Below are 13,452 nucleotides of genomic sequence, written 5' to 3' on the forward strand. Positions count from 1 at the left end.
GTCAGGTGTGGCGACAAGACGCCACTGTGGCGTGTATCAGCCAGTGATACGGGCGTCCGACGCCGTGGGCCGTCTGAGAGAATTGACCCGTGATCTCTCGAATCGATCTGCGCGGCGAGGCCCTCCCCGAGGGTTCCGCCCTGCGCGACCTGCTGCCCCGTGCCGAGTTCGACGTGGAAGCCGCCCTGGAGAAGGTGCGGCCGATCTGCGAGGACGTCCGGCATCATGGCGCGGCGGCAGTGATCGAGTACGGGGAGAAATTCGACGGCGTCCGCGTCGCGAGCCTGCGGGTGCCCGTCGAGGCGCTCGCCCGCGCCCTCGACGAGCTCGAACCGGCCGTCCGGGCCGCCCTCGAAGAGTCCGTCCGGCGGGCCCGCCTCGTCCACCGCGCGCAGCGCCGAAGCGCCCACACCACCCAGGTGGTGCCCGGCGGCACGGTCACCGAGAAGTGGATCCCGGTCGAGCGCGTCGGCCTGTACGTGCCGGGCGGTCGCTCGGTCTATCCGTCCTCCGTCGTGATGAACGTCGTTCCCGCCCAGGAGGCCGGCGTCGAGGGCGTGGCCGTCGCCTCGCCCCCGCAGAAGGAGTTCGGCGGCCTGCCGCACCCGACGATCCTGGCCGCCTGCGCCCTGCTCGGCGTCGACGAGGTCTACGCCGCCGGCGGCGCCCAGGCCATCGCCATGTTCGCGTACGGCACCGGGGACACCGCCGACGAGCCCGGCTGCGCTCCCGTCAACCTGGTCACCGGCCCCGGCAACATCTACGTGGCCGCCGCCAAGCGCCTCCTCAAGGGGCGCATCGGCATCGACGCCGAGGCCGGTCCGACGGAGATCGCGATCCTCGCGGACGCCACCGCCGACCCCGTGCACGTGGCCGCCGACCTCATCAGCCAGGCCGAGCACGACCCGATGGCCGCCTCCGTCCTCGTCACCGATTCCGAAGAGCTGGCGACCGCCACCGAGGCCGAGCTGAAGACCCAGGTCGCCGCCTCCAAGCACGTCGACGACCGGATCGTCCCGGCCCTCGCCGGCCGTCAGTCCGCGATCGTCCTCGTCCGTGACCTCGCCGACGGCCTCAAGGTCGTCGACGCGTACGGCGCCGAGCACCTGGAGATCCAGACCGCCGACGCCGCCGCCGTCGCCGACCGCGTCCGCAACGCGGGTGCGGTCTTCGTCGGTCCCTGGGCGCCCGTGTCGCTCGGCGACTACTGCGCCGGCTCCAACCACGTGCTGCCCACCGGCGGCTGTGCCTGCCACTCCTCGGGCCTCTCCGTGCAGTCCTTCCTGCGCGGGGTGCACATCGTGGACTACACCCGCGACGCGCTCGCCGACGTCGCCCACCACGTCGTCACCCTGGCCGAGGCCGAGGACCTCCCGGCCCACGGCGCCGCGATCAAGGCAAGGTTCGGATGGAAGGTTCCCGAGAGCAAGTGACCTCGTACGACACCGTCCGCATCGACGACCTGCCCGTCCGCGACGAGCTGCGCGGCAAGTCCCCCTACGGTGCCCCCCAACTCGACGTCCCCGTCCAGTTGAACACCAACGAGAACCCCTACCCGCTGCCCGAGCCCCTGGTGGCCCGGATCGCGGAGCGGGTCACCGAGGCCGCCCGCCACCTCAACCGCTACCCCGACCGGGACGCGGTCGAGCTCCGCACCGGGCTCGCCGCCTACCTCACCCGGACCGCCGGGCACCGCGTCGGCATCGAGAACGTCTGGGCCGCCAACGGCTCCAACGAGGTCCTCCAACAACTGCTGCAGACCTTCGGCGGTCCCGGCCGCACCGCGATCGGCTTCGAGCCCTCCTACTCGATGCACGCCCTGATCGCCCGCGGCACCGGGACCGGTTGGGTCTCCGGGCCGCGCAACGAGGACTTCACCATCGACGTCGAGGCCGCCGTCCGGGCCATCGCGGAGAACGCGCCGGACGTCGTCTTCGTCACCTCGCCCAACAACCCCACCGGCACCGCGGTCGAGGCCGAGACCGTGCTGGCCCTCCACGAAGCGGCCCAGGCCGCCAAACCGTCCCTGGTCGTGGTCGACGAGGCGTACGTGGAGTTCAGCCACCACGACTCGCTGCTGCCCCTGATCGAGGGCCGCCCGCACCTGGTGATCTCCCGGACCATGTCCAAGGCCTTCGGCGCCGCCGGACTGCGCCTCGGTTACCTCGCCGCCCACCCCGCCGTCGTCGACGCGGTGCAGCTGGTCCGGCTGCCGTACCACCTCTCGGCCGTCACCCAGGCCACCGCGCTCGCCGCGCTGGAGCACACCGACACCCTCCTCGGGTACGTCGAGCAGCTCAAGGCCGAGCGCGACCGGATCGTCACCGAGCTGCGGGCGATCGGCTACGAGGTCACCGAATCCGACGCCAACTTCGTGCAGTTCGGGCGGTTCCCCGACGCCCACGCGGCGTGGCGGTCGATCCTCGACCGGGGCGTCCTGGTCCGGGACAACGGCGTACCGGGATGGCTGCGGGTCACCGCAGGCACCCCCGAAGAGAACGACGCGTTCCTGGACGCGGTCCGTGAATTGAAGAAGGAGCAGGAGCGATGAGCCGCGTAGGCCGCGTTGAGCGCACCACCAAGGAAACCTCCGTCGTCGTCGAGATCGACCTCGACGGCACCGGAAAGGTCGACGTGTCGACCGGGGTCGGCTTCTACGACCACATGCTCGACCAGCTCGGCCGGCACGGTCTGTTCGACCTGACCGTGAAGACCGACGGCGACCTGCACATCGACTCGCACCACACCATCGAGGACACCGCCCTCGCGCTCGGTGCCGCCTTCAAGCAGGCCCTCGGCGACAAGGTCGGCATCTACCGCTTCGGGAACTGCACGGTCCCGCTGGACGAGTCCCTCGCCCAGGTCACCGTGGACCTCTCGGGCCGTCCCTACCTCGTGCACACCGAGCCCGAGAACATGGCGCCGATGATCGGCTCGTACGACACCACGATGACCCGGCACATCCTGGAGTCCTTCGTGGCCCAGGCGCAGATCGCGCTGCACGTCCACGTGCCGTACGGCCGCAACGCCCACCACATCGTGGAGTGCCAGTTCAAGGCGCTCGCCCGCGCCCTGCGCTACGCCTCCGAGCGCGACCCGCGCGCCGCCGGGATCCTCCCCTCGACGAAGGGCGCGCTCTAGTCGTGAACGGCCTCTCCACCATCCTCATCGTCGTCGGGCTCTTCCTGCTCGGCGGCATCTACTCCTTCGTCAAGCAGCAGATGCCCAAGGGGCTCATCGTGCTGCTGTCCATCGGCGCCGCGATGTGCCTCGCCGCCGGCACACTGCGTTTGGACGTGTGGTCATGAGCACGGTTGCTCCGAAGAAGGTCGTCGTCTTCGACTACGGCTTCGGCAACGTCCGGTCCGCCGAGCGCGCGCTCGCCCGGGTGGGTGCCGAGGTCGAGATCACCCGCGACTACGACCGGGCCATGAACGCCGACGGGCTCCTCGTCCCCGGCGTCGGAGCCTTCTCCGCCTGCATGCAGGGCCTCAAGGAGGCCCGCGGCGACTGGATCGTCGGCCGTCGGCTCTCCGGGGGCCGCCCGGTCATGGGCATCTGCGTCGGCATGCAGATCCTCTTCGCCCAGGGCATCGAGCACGGCGTGCAGACCGAGGGCCTCGACGAGTGGCCCGGTACGGTCGAGCCGTTGAACGCCCCCGTCGTCCCCCACATGGGTTGGAACACCGTCGACGCCCCGGCCGACAGCCAGCTGTTCGCGGGGCTCGACGCCGACGCCCGGTACTACTTCGTGCACTCCTACGCGGTGCGCGAGTGGACCCTGGAGGTCGGCAACCCCAACATGCGCGCCCCCAAGGTCGCCTGGGCCACCCACGGCGAGCCGTTCGTCGCGGCGGTCGAGAACGGCGCCCTGTGGGCCACCCAGTTCCACCCCGAGAAGTCCGGCGACGCCGGCGCTCAGCTCCTCACCAACTGGATCGGAACCCTGTGACTGTGTCGACTGGAAGCGTCCTCGAACTCCTCCCCGCCGTCGACGTCCGCGACGGCCAGGCCGTCCGCCTCGTGCACGGCGAGTCCGGCACCGAGACCTCCTACGGTTCCCCGCTGGAAGCGGCCCTCGCCTGGCAGCGCTCCGGCGCCGAGTGGCTCCACCTGGTCGACCTCGACGCGGCCTTCGGCACCGGCGACAACCGTGCGCTGGTCGCCGAGGTGACCCGCGCCATGGACATCAAGGTCGAGCTCTCCGGCGGCATCCGCGACGACGCCTCGCTCGCCGCCGCCCTCGCCACCGGCTGCACCCGCGTCAACCTCGGCACCGCCGCGCTGGAGACCCCCGAGTGGGTGGCCAAGGTCATCGCCGAGTACGGCGACAAGATCGCCGTCGGCCTCGACGTGCGCGGCACCACGCTGCGCGGTCGCGGCTGGACCCGTGACGGCGGCGACCTGTACGAGACGCTGGCCCGCCTCGACTCCGAGGGGTGTGCCCGGTACGTGGTCACCGACATCGCCAAGGACGGCACCCTCCAGGGCCCCAACCTGGAGCTCCTGAAGAACGTCTGCGCAGCCACCGACAAGCCCGTCGTCGCCTCCGGAGGCGTGTCCTCCCTGGACGACCTGCGGGCCCTGTCCGGGCTGGTCCCGCTGGGCGTCGAGGGCGCGATCGTGGGCAAGGCGCTGTACGCCGAGGCCTTCACCCTCGAAGAGGCGCTCGCGGCGGTGACCTCCGCATGACCGACTCCCTGCGCAAGGTCGTCACCGGTGCCCCGTGGGAGGAGCAGTTCGGCTACTCCCGCGCGGTCGAGCTCCCGAACGGGACCGTCCTCGTCGCCGGCTGCACCTCGGTGGTCGACGGCCAGATCGCCGACGGCGGCCCCTACGACCAGGCCGTCAACTCCTTCAACGTGGCCTTCGGCGCCCTGAAGGAGCTGGGCATGGGCGCCGAGCACGTGGTCCGGACCCGGATGTACATCACCCACGCCCGGGACGTGGAGGAGGTGGGCCGTGCCCACAAGGAACTGTTCGACGCCGTCCGTCCGGCCGCGTCGATGATCATCGTCTCCGGCTTCGTCGACCCCCGCCTGGTCGTCGAGGTCGAGGTCGAGGCCTACCGGGGGGAGGGCGCATGAGCCTGGCGGTACGCGTGATCCCCTGTCTGGACGTGGACAACGGCCGGGTCGTCAAGGGCGTCAACTTCCAGAACCTGCGGGACGCCGGCGACCCCGTCGAGATGGCCAAGCTGTACGACGCCGAGGGCGCCGACGAACTGACCTTCCTCGACATCACCGCCTCCTCCGGCAACCGGGAGACCACCTACGACGTGGTGCGCCGCACCGCCGAGCAGGTCTTCATCCCGCTCACGGTCGGCGGCGGCGTCCGCTCGGCCGAGGACGTCGACAAGCTGCTGCGGGCCGGCGCGGACAAGGTCGGCGTCAACACCGCGGCCATCGCGCGCCCCGAGCTGATCCAGGAGATCGCGGAGCGCTTCGGCCGCCAGGTCCTCGTGCTGTCCGTGGACGCGCGCCGCACCGAGTCGGGCTCCTTCGAGGTGACGACGCACGGGGGCCGCAAGGGCACCGGCATCGACGCCGTGGAATGGGCGCACCGGGCCGCCGACCTGGGAGCGGGGGAGATCCTGCTCAACTCGATGGACGCCGACGGCACCAAGGACGGGTACGACACCGAGATGATCGCGGCCGTCCGCAAGCACGTCACGGTCCCCGTGATCGCCTCCGGCGGTGCCGGCAAGCTCGCGGACTTCCCGCCGGCCGTGGCCGCGGGCGCGGACGCGGTGCTCGCGGCCTCCGTCTTCCACTTCGGCGACCTGCGGATCCCGCAGGTCAAGGACGTGCTGCGGGAGGCGGGCCACCCGGTCCGCTGAACCCCCGCGCGGAAGGGCCCCTTCGGGGGCCCTTCTTCTTGGCGGGACGCGAAAGATTATTTGCGCAACTTATCTTGTGCAGTTTTTCCTTCGCATCTAGGGTCAGTGTCATGACCTCGTCGGAGAACCGTCGCATCAGTGATCTCGGCACCCTCAAGGCCATCGCGCACCCGCTGCGGATGCGCCTCTACCGCGCCCTCTTCGTGGCCCGCACCGCCACCGCCTCCCAGCTCGCCGAACACGTCGACGAAGCCGTGTCCCTCGTCAGCTACCACCTGCGCAAGCTCGCCGAGCACGGCCTCATCGAGGAAGCCGAGACCCAGTCCTCGGACGGCCGGGAACGCTGGTGGCAGCCCAGCTCGTACGGTGTCGAGATGAGGGACGAGGACGTCCGCGGCACCCCCGAACTGCTCGCCGCGAGCGATGCTTTCAGTCGCGTCGTCGAGCAGCAGCGCACCGAATTCCATCGCCGCTTCATGGACGAGCGGTTGACCTGGTCCGAGGAGTGGCGCTCGGCAGCCATCAGCTCCGAGTGGCTGCCGCGGCTGACCGCCGAGGAACTCGCCGCCCTTGGCGAGGAACTGGCCGCCGTCTGCGAGAAGTACGACCGCAGGGCCCGCGCCGCCGAGGCCGCCGGCGACACCGAGGGCCGCGAGAACGTCGCCGTCCACCTGCACGGCTTCCCCTACCGGGGGGTTTGATGCCCGCGCTCGCGAGCCCCGCCCGCACCGCGGCGGCCCCCGCCCACCGGAACCCCCAGGTCCTGCGCTGGCTCGGCGCCTACACCGCCTCCACGGTCGGCGACAGCATCTACTACCTCGCCCTCTCCTGGGCCGCCGTCACCCAGGGCACCCCTGCCCAGGCAGGGCTCGTCATGGCCGTCTCCGCGGGGCCCCGCGCCCTGCTCATGCTGTTCGGCGGAGTGCTCGCCGACCGGCTCGGTCCGCGCCGGGTCGTCATCGCCTCCGACGCCGTCCGCTGCCTCGTCACCCTCGGGCTCGCCGCGGCCCTCCTCCTGGCCTCGCCCGGACTGTGGGCCCTCGCCGCCGTCGCCCTCGTCTTCGGCGTCGTCGACGCCCTCTTCCTGCCGGCCGTCGGCGCCCTGCCGCCCCGGGTCGCGGAGCGCGACCAGCTCGCCCGCGTCCAGGGCATGCGCGGCATCGCCTACCGCCTCGGAGCGGTCCTCGGCTCCCCGCTGGGCGGCCTCGCCGTCGCCCTCGGCGGTTCCGCCGCCGCCTTCGGCATCGCCGGCGTGCTGTTCGCCCTCTCCCTGCCGCTGCTCTGCGGGCTCAAGCTCCGTCCGCTCGCCGCCGACGACGAGGAGGACCCCGGAACGCCCGGGGAGCGCACCGCCCTGCACGACCTGGTCGCCGGACTGCGCTACCTCCGCGGCCATCCGGTGCTCGGCCCGCTGGTGATCGTCATCCTCCTCGGTGACCTCGGCTTCGTCGGCCCGCTCAACGTCGGCCTCGCGGTCCTCTCCGAGCAGCGGGGCTGGGGCGCCTCCGGCATCGGCTGGGTCCTCGCCGGCTTCGGCACGGGCGCGGCCGGCGCCTCCCTGCTGATCACCGTCAAGGGCCGGATCCCCCGGGCCGGCGCCGTCCTCGGCTGGACCGTGATCCTCGGAGCCGTGTTGCTCGGAGCCCTCGCCTTCGTCCCGCTGCTGCCCGTCGTCGTCCTCGTCGCCCTCTTCTTCGGCCTGCTCGCCGGACTTTCCGGCACCCTGTGCGGAGCCCTCGTGCAGACCGACTGCGACCCCGCCTACCTCGGCCGGGTGAGCGCCGTCGCCAGCCTCGGCAGCCTCGGCATCGCCCCGCTGAGCTTCCCGCTCACCGGCGCCGCCATCGGCATCTGGGGACCCGCCCCGGTGTTCGTCGTCAGCGCCGCGGTCTGCGCGCTCTCCGGGGCGTACGCCCTGGCCGTCCGTCCGCTGCGCCGTGCCGAACTGCCCGGCTAGCCCGGCTCAGAGCCCCAGCTGCTTCGTCTCCCGCAGCCGCTCGATCGCCTCCGGCTCGCCGTCCAGGGCCACCTTCGCCGAGTCCTGGCGCCCGTACAGGTACATCACCAGCTCGCCCGGTTCCCCGGAGGCCGTCACCACCGGGGTGCCGCGGTGGGCCACCGCAGTCTGACCGTTCGGGCGGCGCAGCACCAGGCCCACCGGGGCCTTGCGGCCGAGGAGCCGGGCCATCCGCTCCAGCCGGGACCAGAGGGCGTCCGCGAAGACCGGGTCCAGCTCGCGCGGCGACCAGTCGGGCTGGGCCCGCCGGACGTCCTCCGCGTGCACGTAGAACTCGACGACGTTCGCCCCCTCGTCCACCTGCTTGATGGTGAACGGCGAGAACCGCGGCGGCCCCGTCCGGATGAGTTGGATCAGTTCCTCGTACGGCTTCTCGGCGAACTCCGCCTGCACCCGGTCCTGGCGTTCCTTCAGCGCCGGCACGACGGAGCCCGCCGCCGCATCCGGACGCCGCTCCCGCACCACCACATGGGCGGCGAGGTCCCGGGTCCGCCAGCCCTCGCAGAGCGTCGGTGCGTCAGGGCCCGCCGCCTCCAACAGATCGGCGAGCAGGAGCCGTTCACGTTTCGCATGGGTCGACATGCCCGCCAGCGTACGACCGGGACCGCCGGTCCGCCCAGTGGACGCCCCGCCGGGCAGCGCCCCGACGCGCGGCACAATGGCGCCATGACCCGTACGCCCCGGACCCCCAGCGACCTCGATCCGGCCATCGCCGCCCGCCTCCAGCGCAGCGCTGACGGACTCGTCCCCGCCATCGCCCAGCAGTACGACACCGGTGAGGTGCTGATGCTCGGCTGGATGGACGACGAGGCCCTCCACCGCACCCTCACCACCGGCCGCTGCACCTACTGGTCCCGCAGCCGCCGGGAGTACTGGGTCAAGGGCGACACCTCCGGACACGTCCAGCACGTCAAGTCCGTCGCCCTCGACTGCGACGCCGACACCCTGCTGGTGAAGGTCGACCAGGTCGGCGCCGCCTGCCACACCGGCGCCCGCACCTGCTTCGACGCCGACGTGCTCCCCGTCTCCCAGTAAGGTCCCGTGCCATGGATCTCGAGACCTTCCGCAAGCTGGCGGCCGACCGCCGCGTCATCCCCGTCAGCCGCAGGCTCCTCGCGGACGGCGACACCCCGGTCGGGCTCTACCGCAAGCTCGCCGCCGAACGGCCCGGCACCTTCCTCCTCGAATCCGCGGAGAACGGCCGGAGCTGGTCCCGCTACTCCTTCATCGGAGTCCGCAGCGACGCCACCCTCACCGTGAAGGACGGACGGGCCCACTGGCTCGGCACCCCGCCCGTCGGCGTCCCCGTCGACGGCGACCCGCTCGCCGCCCTGCGCGCCACCGTCGAGACCCTCCACACCCCCCGCGACCTGGCCTCGGGGATGCCGCCCTTCACCGGCGGCATGGTCGGCTACCTCGGCTACGACATCGTCCGCCGGCTGGAGAAGATCGGCGAGCACGGCCGCGACGACCTCCGGCTCCCCGAGCTGACCATGCTCCTCACCAGCGACCTCGCGGTCCTCGACCACTGGGACGGCTCGGTCCTGTTGATCGCCAACGCGATCAACCACAACGACCTGGAGACCGGAGTCGACGAGGCGTACGCCCACGCCGTCGCCCGCCTCGACGCCATGGAGGCCGACCTGGCCCGCCCGGTCGCCACCGCGCCGACCGCCCTGCCCGCCTCCGAGCTCCCCGCGTCCTCCGCCCTCTGGGGAGGCCCCGCCTACCAGGACGCCGTCGAGGACATCAAGGAGCGCATCCGCGCCGGCGAAGCCTTCCAGGTCGTTCCCTCGCAGCGCTTCGAGACCCCCTGCACCGCCTCCGCGCTCGACGTGTACCGGGTCCTGCGGGCCACCAACCCCTCCCCGTACATGTACCTCTTCCGCTTCGAGAACGGCTTCGACGTGGTCGGCTCCAGCCCCGAGGCGCTCGTCAAGGTCGAGGACGGGCGGGCGCTGCTCCACCCGATCGCCGGCACCCGGCACCGCGGTGCCACCCCGCAGGAGGACCACGACCTCGCCGAGGAGCTGCTCGCCGACCCCAAGGAGCGCGCCGAGCACCTCATGCTCGTCGACCTCGGCCGCAACGACCTCGGCCGGGTCTGCACCCCCGGTTCCGTCGAGGTCGTCGACTTCATGTCGATCGAGCACTACTCGCACGTCATGCACATCGTCTCCACCGTGACCGGTGAGGTCGCCGACGGCCGGACCGCCTTCGACGTCCTCACCGCCTGCTTCCCGGCGGGCACCCTGTCCGGCGCGCCCAAGCCCCGCGCCATGCAGATCATCGAGGAGCTCGAACCCTCCCGACGGGGCCTGTACGGCGGATGTGTCGGTTATCTCGATTTCGCCGGGGACGCGGACACCGCCATCGCCATCCGCACCGCCCTGCTCCGCGACGGCACCGCATACGTGCAGGCCGGAGCGGGTGTCGTCGCCGACTCCGATCCGGTCGCCGAGGACAACGAGTGCCGCAACAAGGCCGCGGCCGTGCTCCGCGCCGTCCACACCGCCAACCGGATGAACGACAAGTGAGCACGTAGGGGATAGTGGGGTACGTGAGTGCCGTACCCGTACCCCAGCCCCGTGCCGTCCGCGCGGCCGTTCCCGCCGGTGGTCGCCGCAGCCTGGCCGCGGCCCTCCTCCTCGGCGCCCTCGGTGCCACCGTCGTCCTGCTCTCGGCCGGACAGACCTGGGCCGGCGGCGCCGCATCCGTCGGTGGCGGCAGCGTGGCCATCGAGGTCGACGGCGCCTCCGTCACCGGCGTGCCGACCGCCCTCGCGATCGTCGGCCTCGCCGCGCTCTTCGCCGTCTTCGCCGTCCGACGCACCGGCCGCACCCTCGTCGCCGGGCTCCTCGCGCTCAGCGGCGCGGGCGCCGCGCTCGCCGCGGTCCTCGGCGCCTCCGACAGCGCCGCGCTGAACGCCGAGGCCGCCCGGATCAGTGGCGACACCGCCGCCGCGGTCGCCGACCTCACCCACACCGCCTGGCCGTACGTGACCGCCGCGGGCGCCCTCCTCATCCTGCTCGCCGGGCTCCTCGCCCTCCGCTTCGGCAAGAACTGGCCGGCGATGGGAGGGCGCTACGAACGCTCCGGCACCCCCGGTGCCGGCCGTCGGGCGCCCGCCGCCGACCCGGACCGGCCCGAGGAGCTGTGGAAGGCCCTGGACCGCGGCGAGGACCCCACCGGAGGAGAGTGAGACCGGGACCGGCACCGACGCCCGTCGGAGTGACCGATCCCGGTGCCGACCGCGACGCGTGATCGTCCCGGCACCCCCGATTCACCTCCGCGCGCCCGCGTGCGGGACAATGAACGCCGAGTGTCCGCGCACGCGAGACCTCACCATCGAGCAACTGCAACGAGGAGCAACTCATGGCGGGCAGCGCCCACGGACACACCCCGGCCGCCTGGACCGGTGTCATCATCTCCTTCGTCGGCTTCTGCATCGCCGGCGTCTTCATGGTGGCCGCCAACCTGCCCGGTTTCTGGGCCGGCGTGGCCGTCATCGTCCTCGGCGGGATCGTCGGCGGCGCGATGAAGGCGGCGGGCCTCGGCATGCCCAAGGAGTCGGCGGACGTCACCGCCGCCCGCGAGGCCGCGACCGTGACCGCGAAGGCCCGCGCCTGACGCGACACGACGCACCTGCGGGCGCGGTCCGGCACTGCCGGGCTGCGCCCGCGGGCGTGAGGAGCGAGAATCACCGGGTGGACGCGCAGCCGACGGCCGGAGCCGTGACCGACGATCACCTCACCCCGCCGGGTGAACCCGCGGCGAGCAACGGCACGGCGCCGCCGGGGACCCGGCCGGGCGGGCCCGCCCCGGCACCGCTCCCGCCCCGCCGTTCGCCCCTGCGACGACTGGCCGCCCCGGTCGGTGTGCTCGTCGGGGTCGCCGCGGCGTTCGCCTACGTGGGAGCCGTCGACCCCAACGAGCCCGGGCACTACCCCGTCTGCCCGCTCCTGAGGTTCACCGGCATCTACTGCCCGGGGTGCGGCGGACTCCGCAGCGCCCACGCCGTCGCCCACGGAGACCTCGCGACCGCCTTCGGCGCCAACGCCCTCGCCGTGGTCGGCTACGGGGTCTTCGCCGTCCTCATGGCCGCATGGCTGGTTCGCGCCGTCCGCGGGGTCCCCATGCGCCTCGTCGTCCCCACCGGCTGGTGGTGGGCGATCGGCCCCGTCCTCGCGGTCTTCACCGTGGTCCGGAACCTGCCCTTCGGGGCGGCACTGGCCCCCTGAGGAGCCGGGGGCACTCCTGTAGGAGTCCCAGCAAATGGGACGCCACTCCGGCCGATGCGGGTCCGGGGCCGTCCTGCGGATAGGATCGAAGTGGCTGAAGCTGGTTCATCATCACCGTCACCGTCCCGGAAGGGGGCCCCTCGCGTGAGTGTGCTCGACGAGATCATCGAAGGCGTGCGCGCCGACCTCGCAGAGCGGCAGGCGCGGGTCACCCTCGACGAGCTCAAGGAGCGCGCCGCCAAGGCGCCGCAGGCCAAGGACGGCGTCGCCGCACTGCGCGGCGACGGCGTCAAGGTGATCTGCGAGGTCAAGCGCTCCAGCCCGTCCAAGGGGGCGCTCGCCGCGATCGCCGACCCCGCAGGTCTCGCTGCCGACTACGAGGCGGGCGGCGCCGCCGTGATCTCCGTCCTCACCGAGCAGCGCCGCTTCGGCGGATCCCTCGCCGACCTGGAGGCCGTCCGGGCCCGGGTCGACATCCCGGTCCTGCGCAAGGACTTCATCGTCACCGCGTACCAGCTCTGGGAGGCACGGGCGTACGGAGCGGACCTCGCGCTCCTCATCGTCGCCGCCCTGGAGCAGGAGGCCCTGGTCTCCCTCATCGAGCGTGCCGAGTCCATCGGGCTGACCCCGCTGGTCGAGGTCCACGACGAGGAGGAGGTCGAGCGCGCCGTCGACGCGGGTGCCCGGATCATCGGCGTCAACGCCCGTGACCTGAAGACCCTCAAGGTCGACCGCTCCACCTTCGAGCGGGTCGCTCCGGAGATCCCCGCGCACATCGTCAAGGTCGCCGAGTCCGGCGTCCGCGGGCCGCACGACCTCATCGCCTACGCCAATGCGGGCGCCGATGCGGTGCTCGTCGGCGAGTCCCTCGTCACCGGCCGCGACCCGAAGGTCGCCGTCGCCGACCTCGTCGCCGCCGGCGCCCACCCCGCCCTGCGCCACGGCCGGAGCTGACCCGACCATGAGCCCGCGCCACGCCACGCCGGCACCCGGGCGTCGCGGCCGGCTGCGCAACGCCGCCGCCCCCGTTCCCGCACACGCCCCCCTGGCCCGGGGGTGCCGTCCGCGCGGCTGTCGCGCACCCGCCCGCCGGGTCCTCGGCCGGCGCGTGCGGTACGTGATCGGCGACGAGCCCGGCCAGGTCAACGGCATGCGATGGCGCCCGTGCCCCGCGCGCGTCCTCACGTACGGCGACCGCACCTAGCCGCTGGGCCCCGGCCCCCGGCTCCCCGGTGCCGGCCGGAACCGGCCCGTCACCGGGCGCCGTCCGTCGTGCCCGTCCGCCCCGCAGCCACCGGACCAGGTCCGGGGCGGGGCGGCCGTCCGCGACGACGGCTCCGCGGTGCGGGGGTCGT

At 72.7% G+C, this 13,452-nt stretch carries 18 protein-coding genes; 17 read left to right on the forward strand and 1 reads right to left on the reverse strand.

Going from position 1 to position 13,452, the window contains the following annotated elements:
• Positions 1 to 89 precede the first annotated feature (89 nt).
• From hisD to ACFW22_RS00465, 10 genes are all read left to right on the forward strand, one after another.
• Positions 90 to 1,433, forward strand: coding sequence for a histidinol dehydrogenase (hisD, locus tag ACFW22_RS00420; protein ID WP_386396631.1), 1,344 nt, complete (start codon positions 90 to 92; stop codon positions 1,431 to 1,433).
• Positions 1,430 to 2,551, forward strand: a complete 1,122-nt coding sequence (locus tag ACFW22_RS00425) for a histidinol-phosphate transaminase (protein WP_386396634.1) — start codon at positions 1,430 to 1,432, stop codon at positions 2,549 to 2,551. The genes hisD and ACFW22_RS00425 overlap by 4 nt, the downstream gene beginning before the upstream one ends.
• On the forward strand, positions 2,548 to 3,141 hold the full coding sequence (hisB, locus tag ACFW22_RS00430) for an imidazoleglycerol-phosphate dehydratase HisB (RefSeq protein WP_030492957.1): 594 nt from the start codon (positions 2,548 to 2,550) through the stop codon (positions 3,139 to 3,141). Before ACFW22_RS00425 ends, hisB begins: the two co-directional genes overlap by 4 nt.
• Before the next feature lie 2 nt (positions 3,142 to 3,143).
• Positions 3,144 to 3,308 carry a hypothetical protein gene (locus ACFW22_RS00435; protein ID WP_384884597.1) on the forward strand — a complete coding sequence of 55 codons (165 nt, stop codon included), beginning with the start codon at positions 3,144 to 3,146 and terminating at the stop codon, positions 3,306 to 3,308.
• Entirely contained in the window at positions 3,305 to 3,952 is a 648-nt protein-coding gene (gene hisH / locus ACFW22_RS00440) for an imidazole glycerol phosphate synthase subunit HisH (protein WP_386396638.1), read from the forward strand. Before ACFW22_RS00435 ends, hisH begins: the two co-directional genes overlap by 4 nt.
• Positions 3,953 to 3,954: 2 nt before the next feature.
• On the forward strand, positions 3,955 to 4,692 hold the full coding sequence (priA, locus tag ACFW22_RS00445; RefSeq protein ID WP_386396641.1) for a bifunctional 1-(5-phosphoribosyl)-5-((5-phosphoribosylamino)methylideneamino)imidazole-4-carboxamide isomerase/phosphoribosylanthranilate isomerase PriA: 738 nt from the start codon (positions 3,955 to 3,957) through the stop codon (positions 4,690 to 4,692).
• Positions 4,689 to 5,087 carry a RidA family protein gene (locus tag ACFW22_RS00450; protein ID WP_386396644.1) on the forward strand — a complete coding sequence of 133 codons (399 nt, stop codon included), beginning with the start codon at positions 4,689 to 4,691 and terminating at the stop codon, positions 5,085 to 5,087. The genes priA and ACFW22_RS00450 overlap by 4 nt, the downstream gene beginning before the upstream one ends.
• Positions 5,084 to 5,839 carry an imidazole glycerol phosphate synthase subunit HisF gene (gene hisF, locus ACFW22_RS00455; RefSeq protein WP_386396647.1) on the forward strand — a complete coding sequence of 252 codons (756 nt, stop codon included), beginning with the start codon at positions 5,084 to 5,086 and terminating at the stop codon, positions 5,837 to 5,839. The genes ACFW22_RS00450 and hisF overlap by 4 nt, the downstream gene beginning before the upstream one ends.
• A 110-nt stretch (positions 5,840 to 5,949) precedes the next feature.
• Complete coding sequence (locus ACFW22_RS00460) at positions 5,950 to 6,540, forward strand: ArsR/SmtB family transcription factor (protein WP_386396650.1); 591 nt, start codon at positions 5,950 to 5,952, stop codon at positions 6,538 to 6,540.
• Positions 6,540 to 7,796, forward strand: coding sequence for an MFS transporter (locus ACFW22_RS00465; RefSeq protein WP_386396653.1), 1,257 nt, complete (start codon positions 6,540 to 6,542; stop codon positions 7,794 to 7,796). Before ACFW22_RS00460 ends, ACFW22_RS00465 begins: the two co-directional genes overlap by 1 nt.
• 6 nt (positions 7,797 to 7,802) lie before the next feature.
• Here the strand turns inward: ACFW22_RS00465 and ACFW22_RS00470 are convergent, their stop codons facing one another.
• On the reverse strand, positions 7,803 to 8,438 hold the full coding sequence (locus tag ACFW22_RS00470) for a TIGR03085 family metal-binding protein (RefSeq protein WP_386396655.1): 636 nt from the start codon (positions 8,436 to 8,438) through the stop codon (positions 7,803 to 7,805).
• A gap of 84 nt (positions 8,439 to 8,522) precedes the next feature.
• Here ACFW22_RS00470 and hisI point away from each other — a divergent pair, with 84 nt between their 5' ends.
• The 7 genes from hisI (at position 8,523) to trpM (ending at position 13,301) form a co-directional block, all read left to right on the forward strand.
• The gene (hisI, locus tag ACFW22_RS00475) at positions 8,523 to 8,891 is read left to right on the forward strand and encodes a phosphoribosyl-AMP cyclohydrolase (RefSeq protein ID WP_386396658.1); all 369 of its coding nucleotides are present in this window, start codon (positions 8,523 to 8,525) and stop codon (positions 8,889 to 8,891) included.
• Positions 8,892 to 8,902: 11 nt separating this feature from the next.
• Positions 8,903 to 10,393 carry an anthranilate synthase component I gene (locus ACFW22_RS00480; protein ID WP_386396661.1) on the forward strand — a complete coding sequence of 497 codons (1,491 nt, stop codon included), beginning with the start codon at positions 8,903 to 8,905 and terminating at the stop codon, positions 10,391 to 10,393.
• A gap of 14 nt (positions 10,394 to 10,407) precedes the next feature.
• Positions 10,408 to 11,058 (forward strand): TIGR02234 family membrane protein, encoded by a 651-nt coding sequence (locus ACFW22_RS00485; RefSeq protein WP_386396663.1) that lies wholly within the window; start codon positions 10,408 to 10,410, stop codon positions 11,056 to 11,058.
• Positions 11,059 to 11,231: 173 nt separating this feature from the next.
• Entirely contained in the window at positions 11,232 to 11,486 is a 255-nt protein-coding gene (locus ACFW22_RS00490; protein WP_386396666.1) for an HGxxPAAW family protein, read from the forward strand.
• Between the two features lie 77 nt (positions 11,487 to 11,563).
• On the forward strand, positions 11,564 to 12,097 hold the full coding sequence (locus ACFW22_RS00495; RefSeq protein WP_386396668.1) for a DUF2752 domain-containing protein: 534 nt from the start codon (positions 11,564 to 11,566) through the stop codon (positions 12,095 to 12,097).
• 144 nt (positions 12,098 to 12,241) lie between these two features.
• Positions 12,242 to 13,051, forward strand: a complete 810-nt coding sequence (trpC, locus tag ACFW22_RS00500; protein ID WP_386396671.1) for an indole-3-glycerol phosphate synthase TrpC — start codon at positions 12,242 to 12,244, stop codon at positions 13,049 to 13,051.
• Between the two features lie 7 nt (positions 13,052 to 13,058).
• A complete protein-coding gene (trpM, locus tag ACFW22_RS00505) occupies positions 13,059 to 13,301 on the forward strand; it encodes a tryptophan biosynthesis modulator TrpM (RefSeq protein ID WP_386396674.1) in 243 nt (80 codons plus the stop codon).
• Positions 13,302 to 13,452 lie beyond the last annotated feature (151 nt).

This window comes from Streptomyces sp. NPDC058872 (genome assembly GCF_042743065.1).
In the GTDB taxonomy this organism is placed as follows: Bacteria; Actinomycetota; Actinomycetes; order Streptomycetales; family Streptomycetaceae; genus Streptomyces.

Coding starts and splice junctions, on each gene's coding strand:
- hisB (WP_030492957.1), top strand. CDS start 2,548: ATGAGCCGCGTAGGCCGCGTTGAGCGCACCACCAAGGAAACCTCCGTC.
- hisH (WP_386396638.1), top strand. CDS start 3,305: ATGAGCACGGTTGCTCCGAAGAAGGTCGTCGTCTTCGACTACGGCTTC.
- ACFW22_RS00450 (WP_386396644.1), top strand. CDS start 4,689: ATGACCGACTCCCTGCGCAAGGTCGTCACCGGTGCCCCGTGGGAGGAG.
- hisF (WP_386396647.1), top strand. CDS start 5,084: ATGAGCCTGGCGGTACGCGTGATCCCCTGTCTGGACGTGGACAACGGC.
- ACFW22_RS00460 (WP_386396650.1), top strand. CDS start 5,950: ATGACCTCGTCGGAGAACCGTCGCATCAGTGATCTCGGCACCCTCAAG.
- ACFW22_RS00465 (WP_386396653.1), top strand. CDS start 6,540: ATGCCCGCGCTCGCGAGCCCCGCCCGCACCGCGGCGGCCCCCGCCCAC.
- ACFW22_RS00470 (WP_386396655.1), bottom strand. CDS start 8,438: ATGTCGACCCATGCGAAACGTGAACGGCTCCTGCTCGCCGATCTGTTG.
- hisI (WP_386396658.1), top strand. CDS start 8,523: ATGACCCGTACGCCCCGGACCCCCAGCGACCTCGATCCGGCCATCGCC.
- ACFW22_RS00480 (WP_386396661.1), top strand. CDS start 8,903: ATGGATCTCGAGACCTTCCGCAAGCTGGCGGCCGACCGCCGCGTCATC.
- ACFW22_RS00490 (WP_386396666.1), top strand. CDS start 11,232: ATGGCGGGCAGCGCCCACGGACACACCCCGGCCGCCTGGACCGGTGTC.
- trpM (WP_386396674.1), top strand. CDS start 13,059: ATGAGCCCGCGCCACGCCACGCCGGCACCCGGGCGTCGCGGCCGGCTG.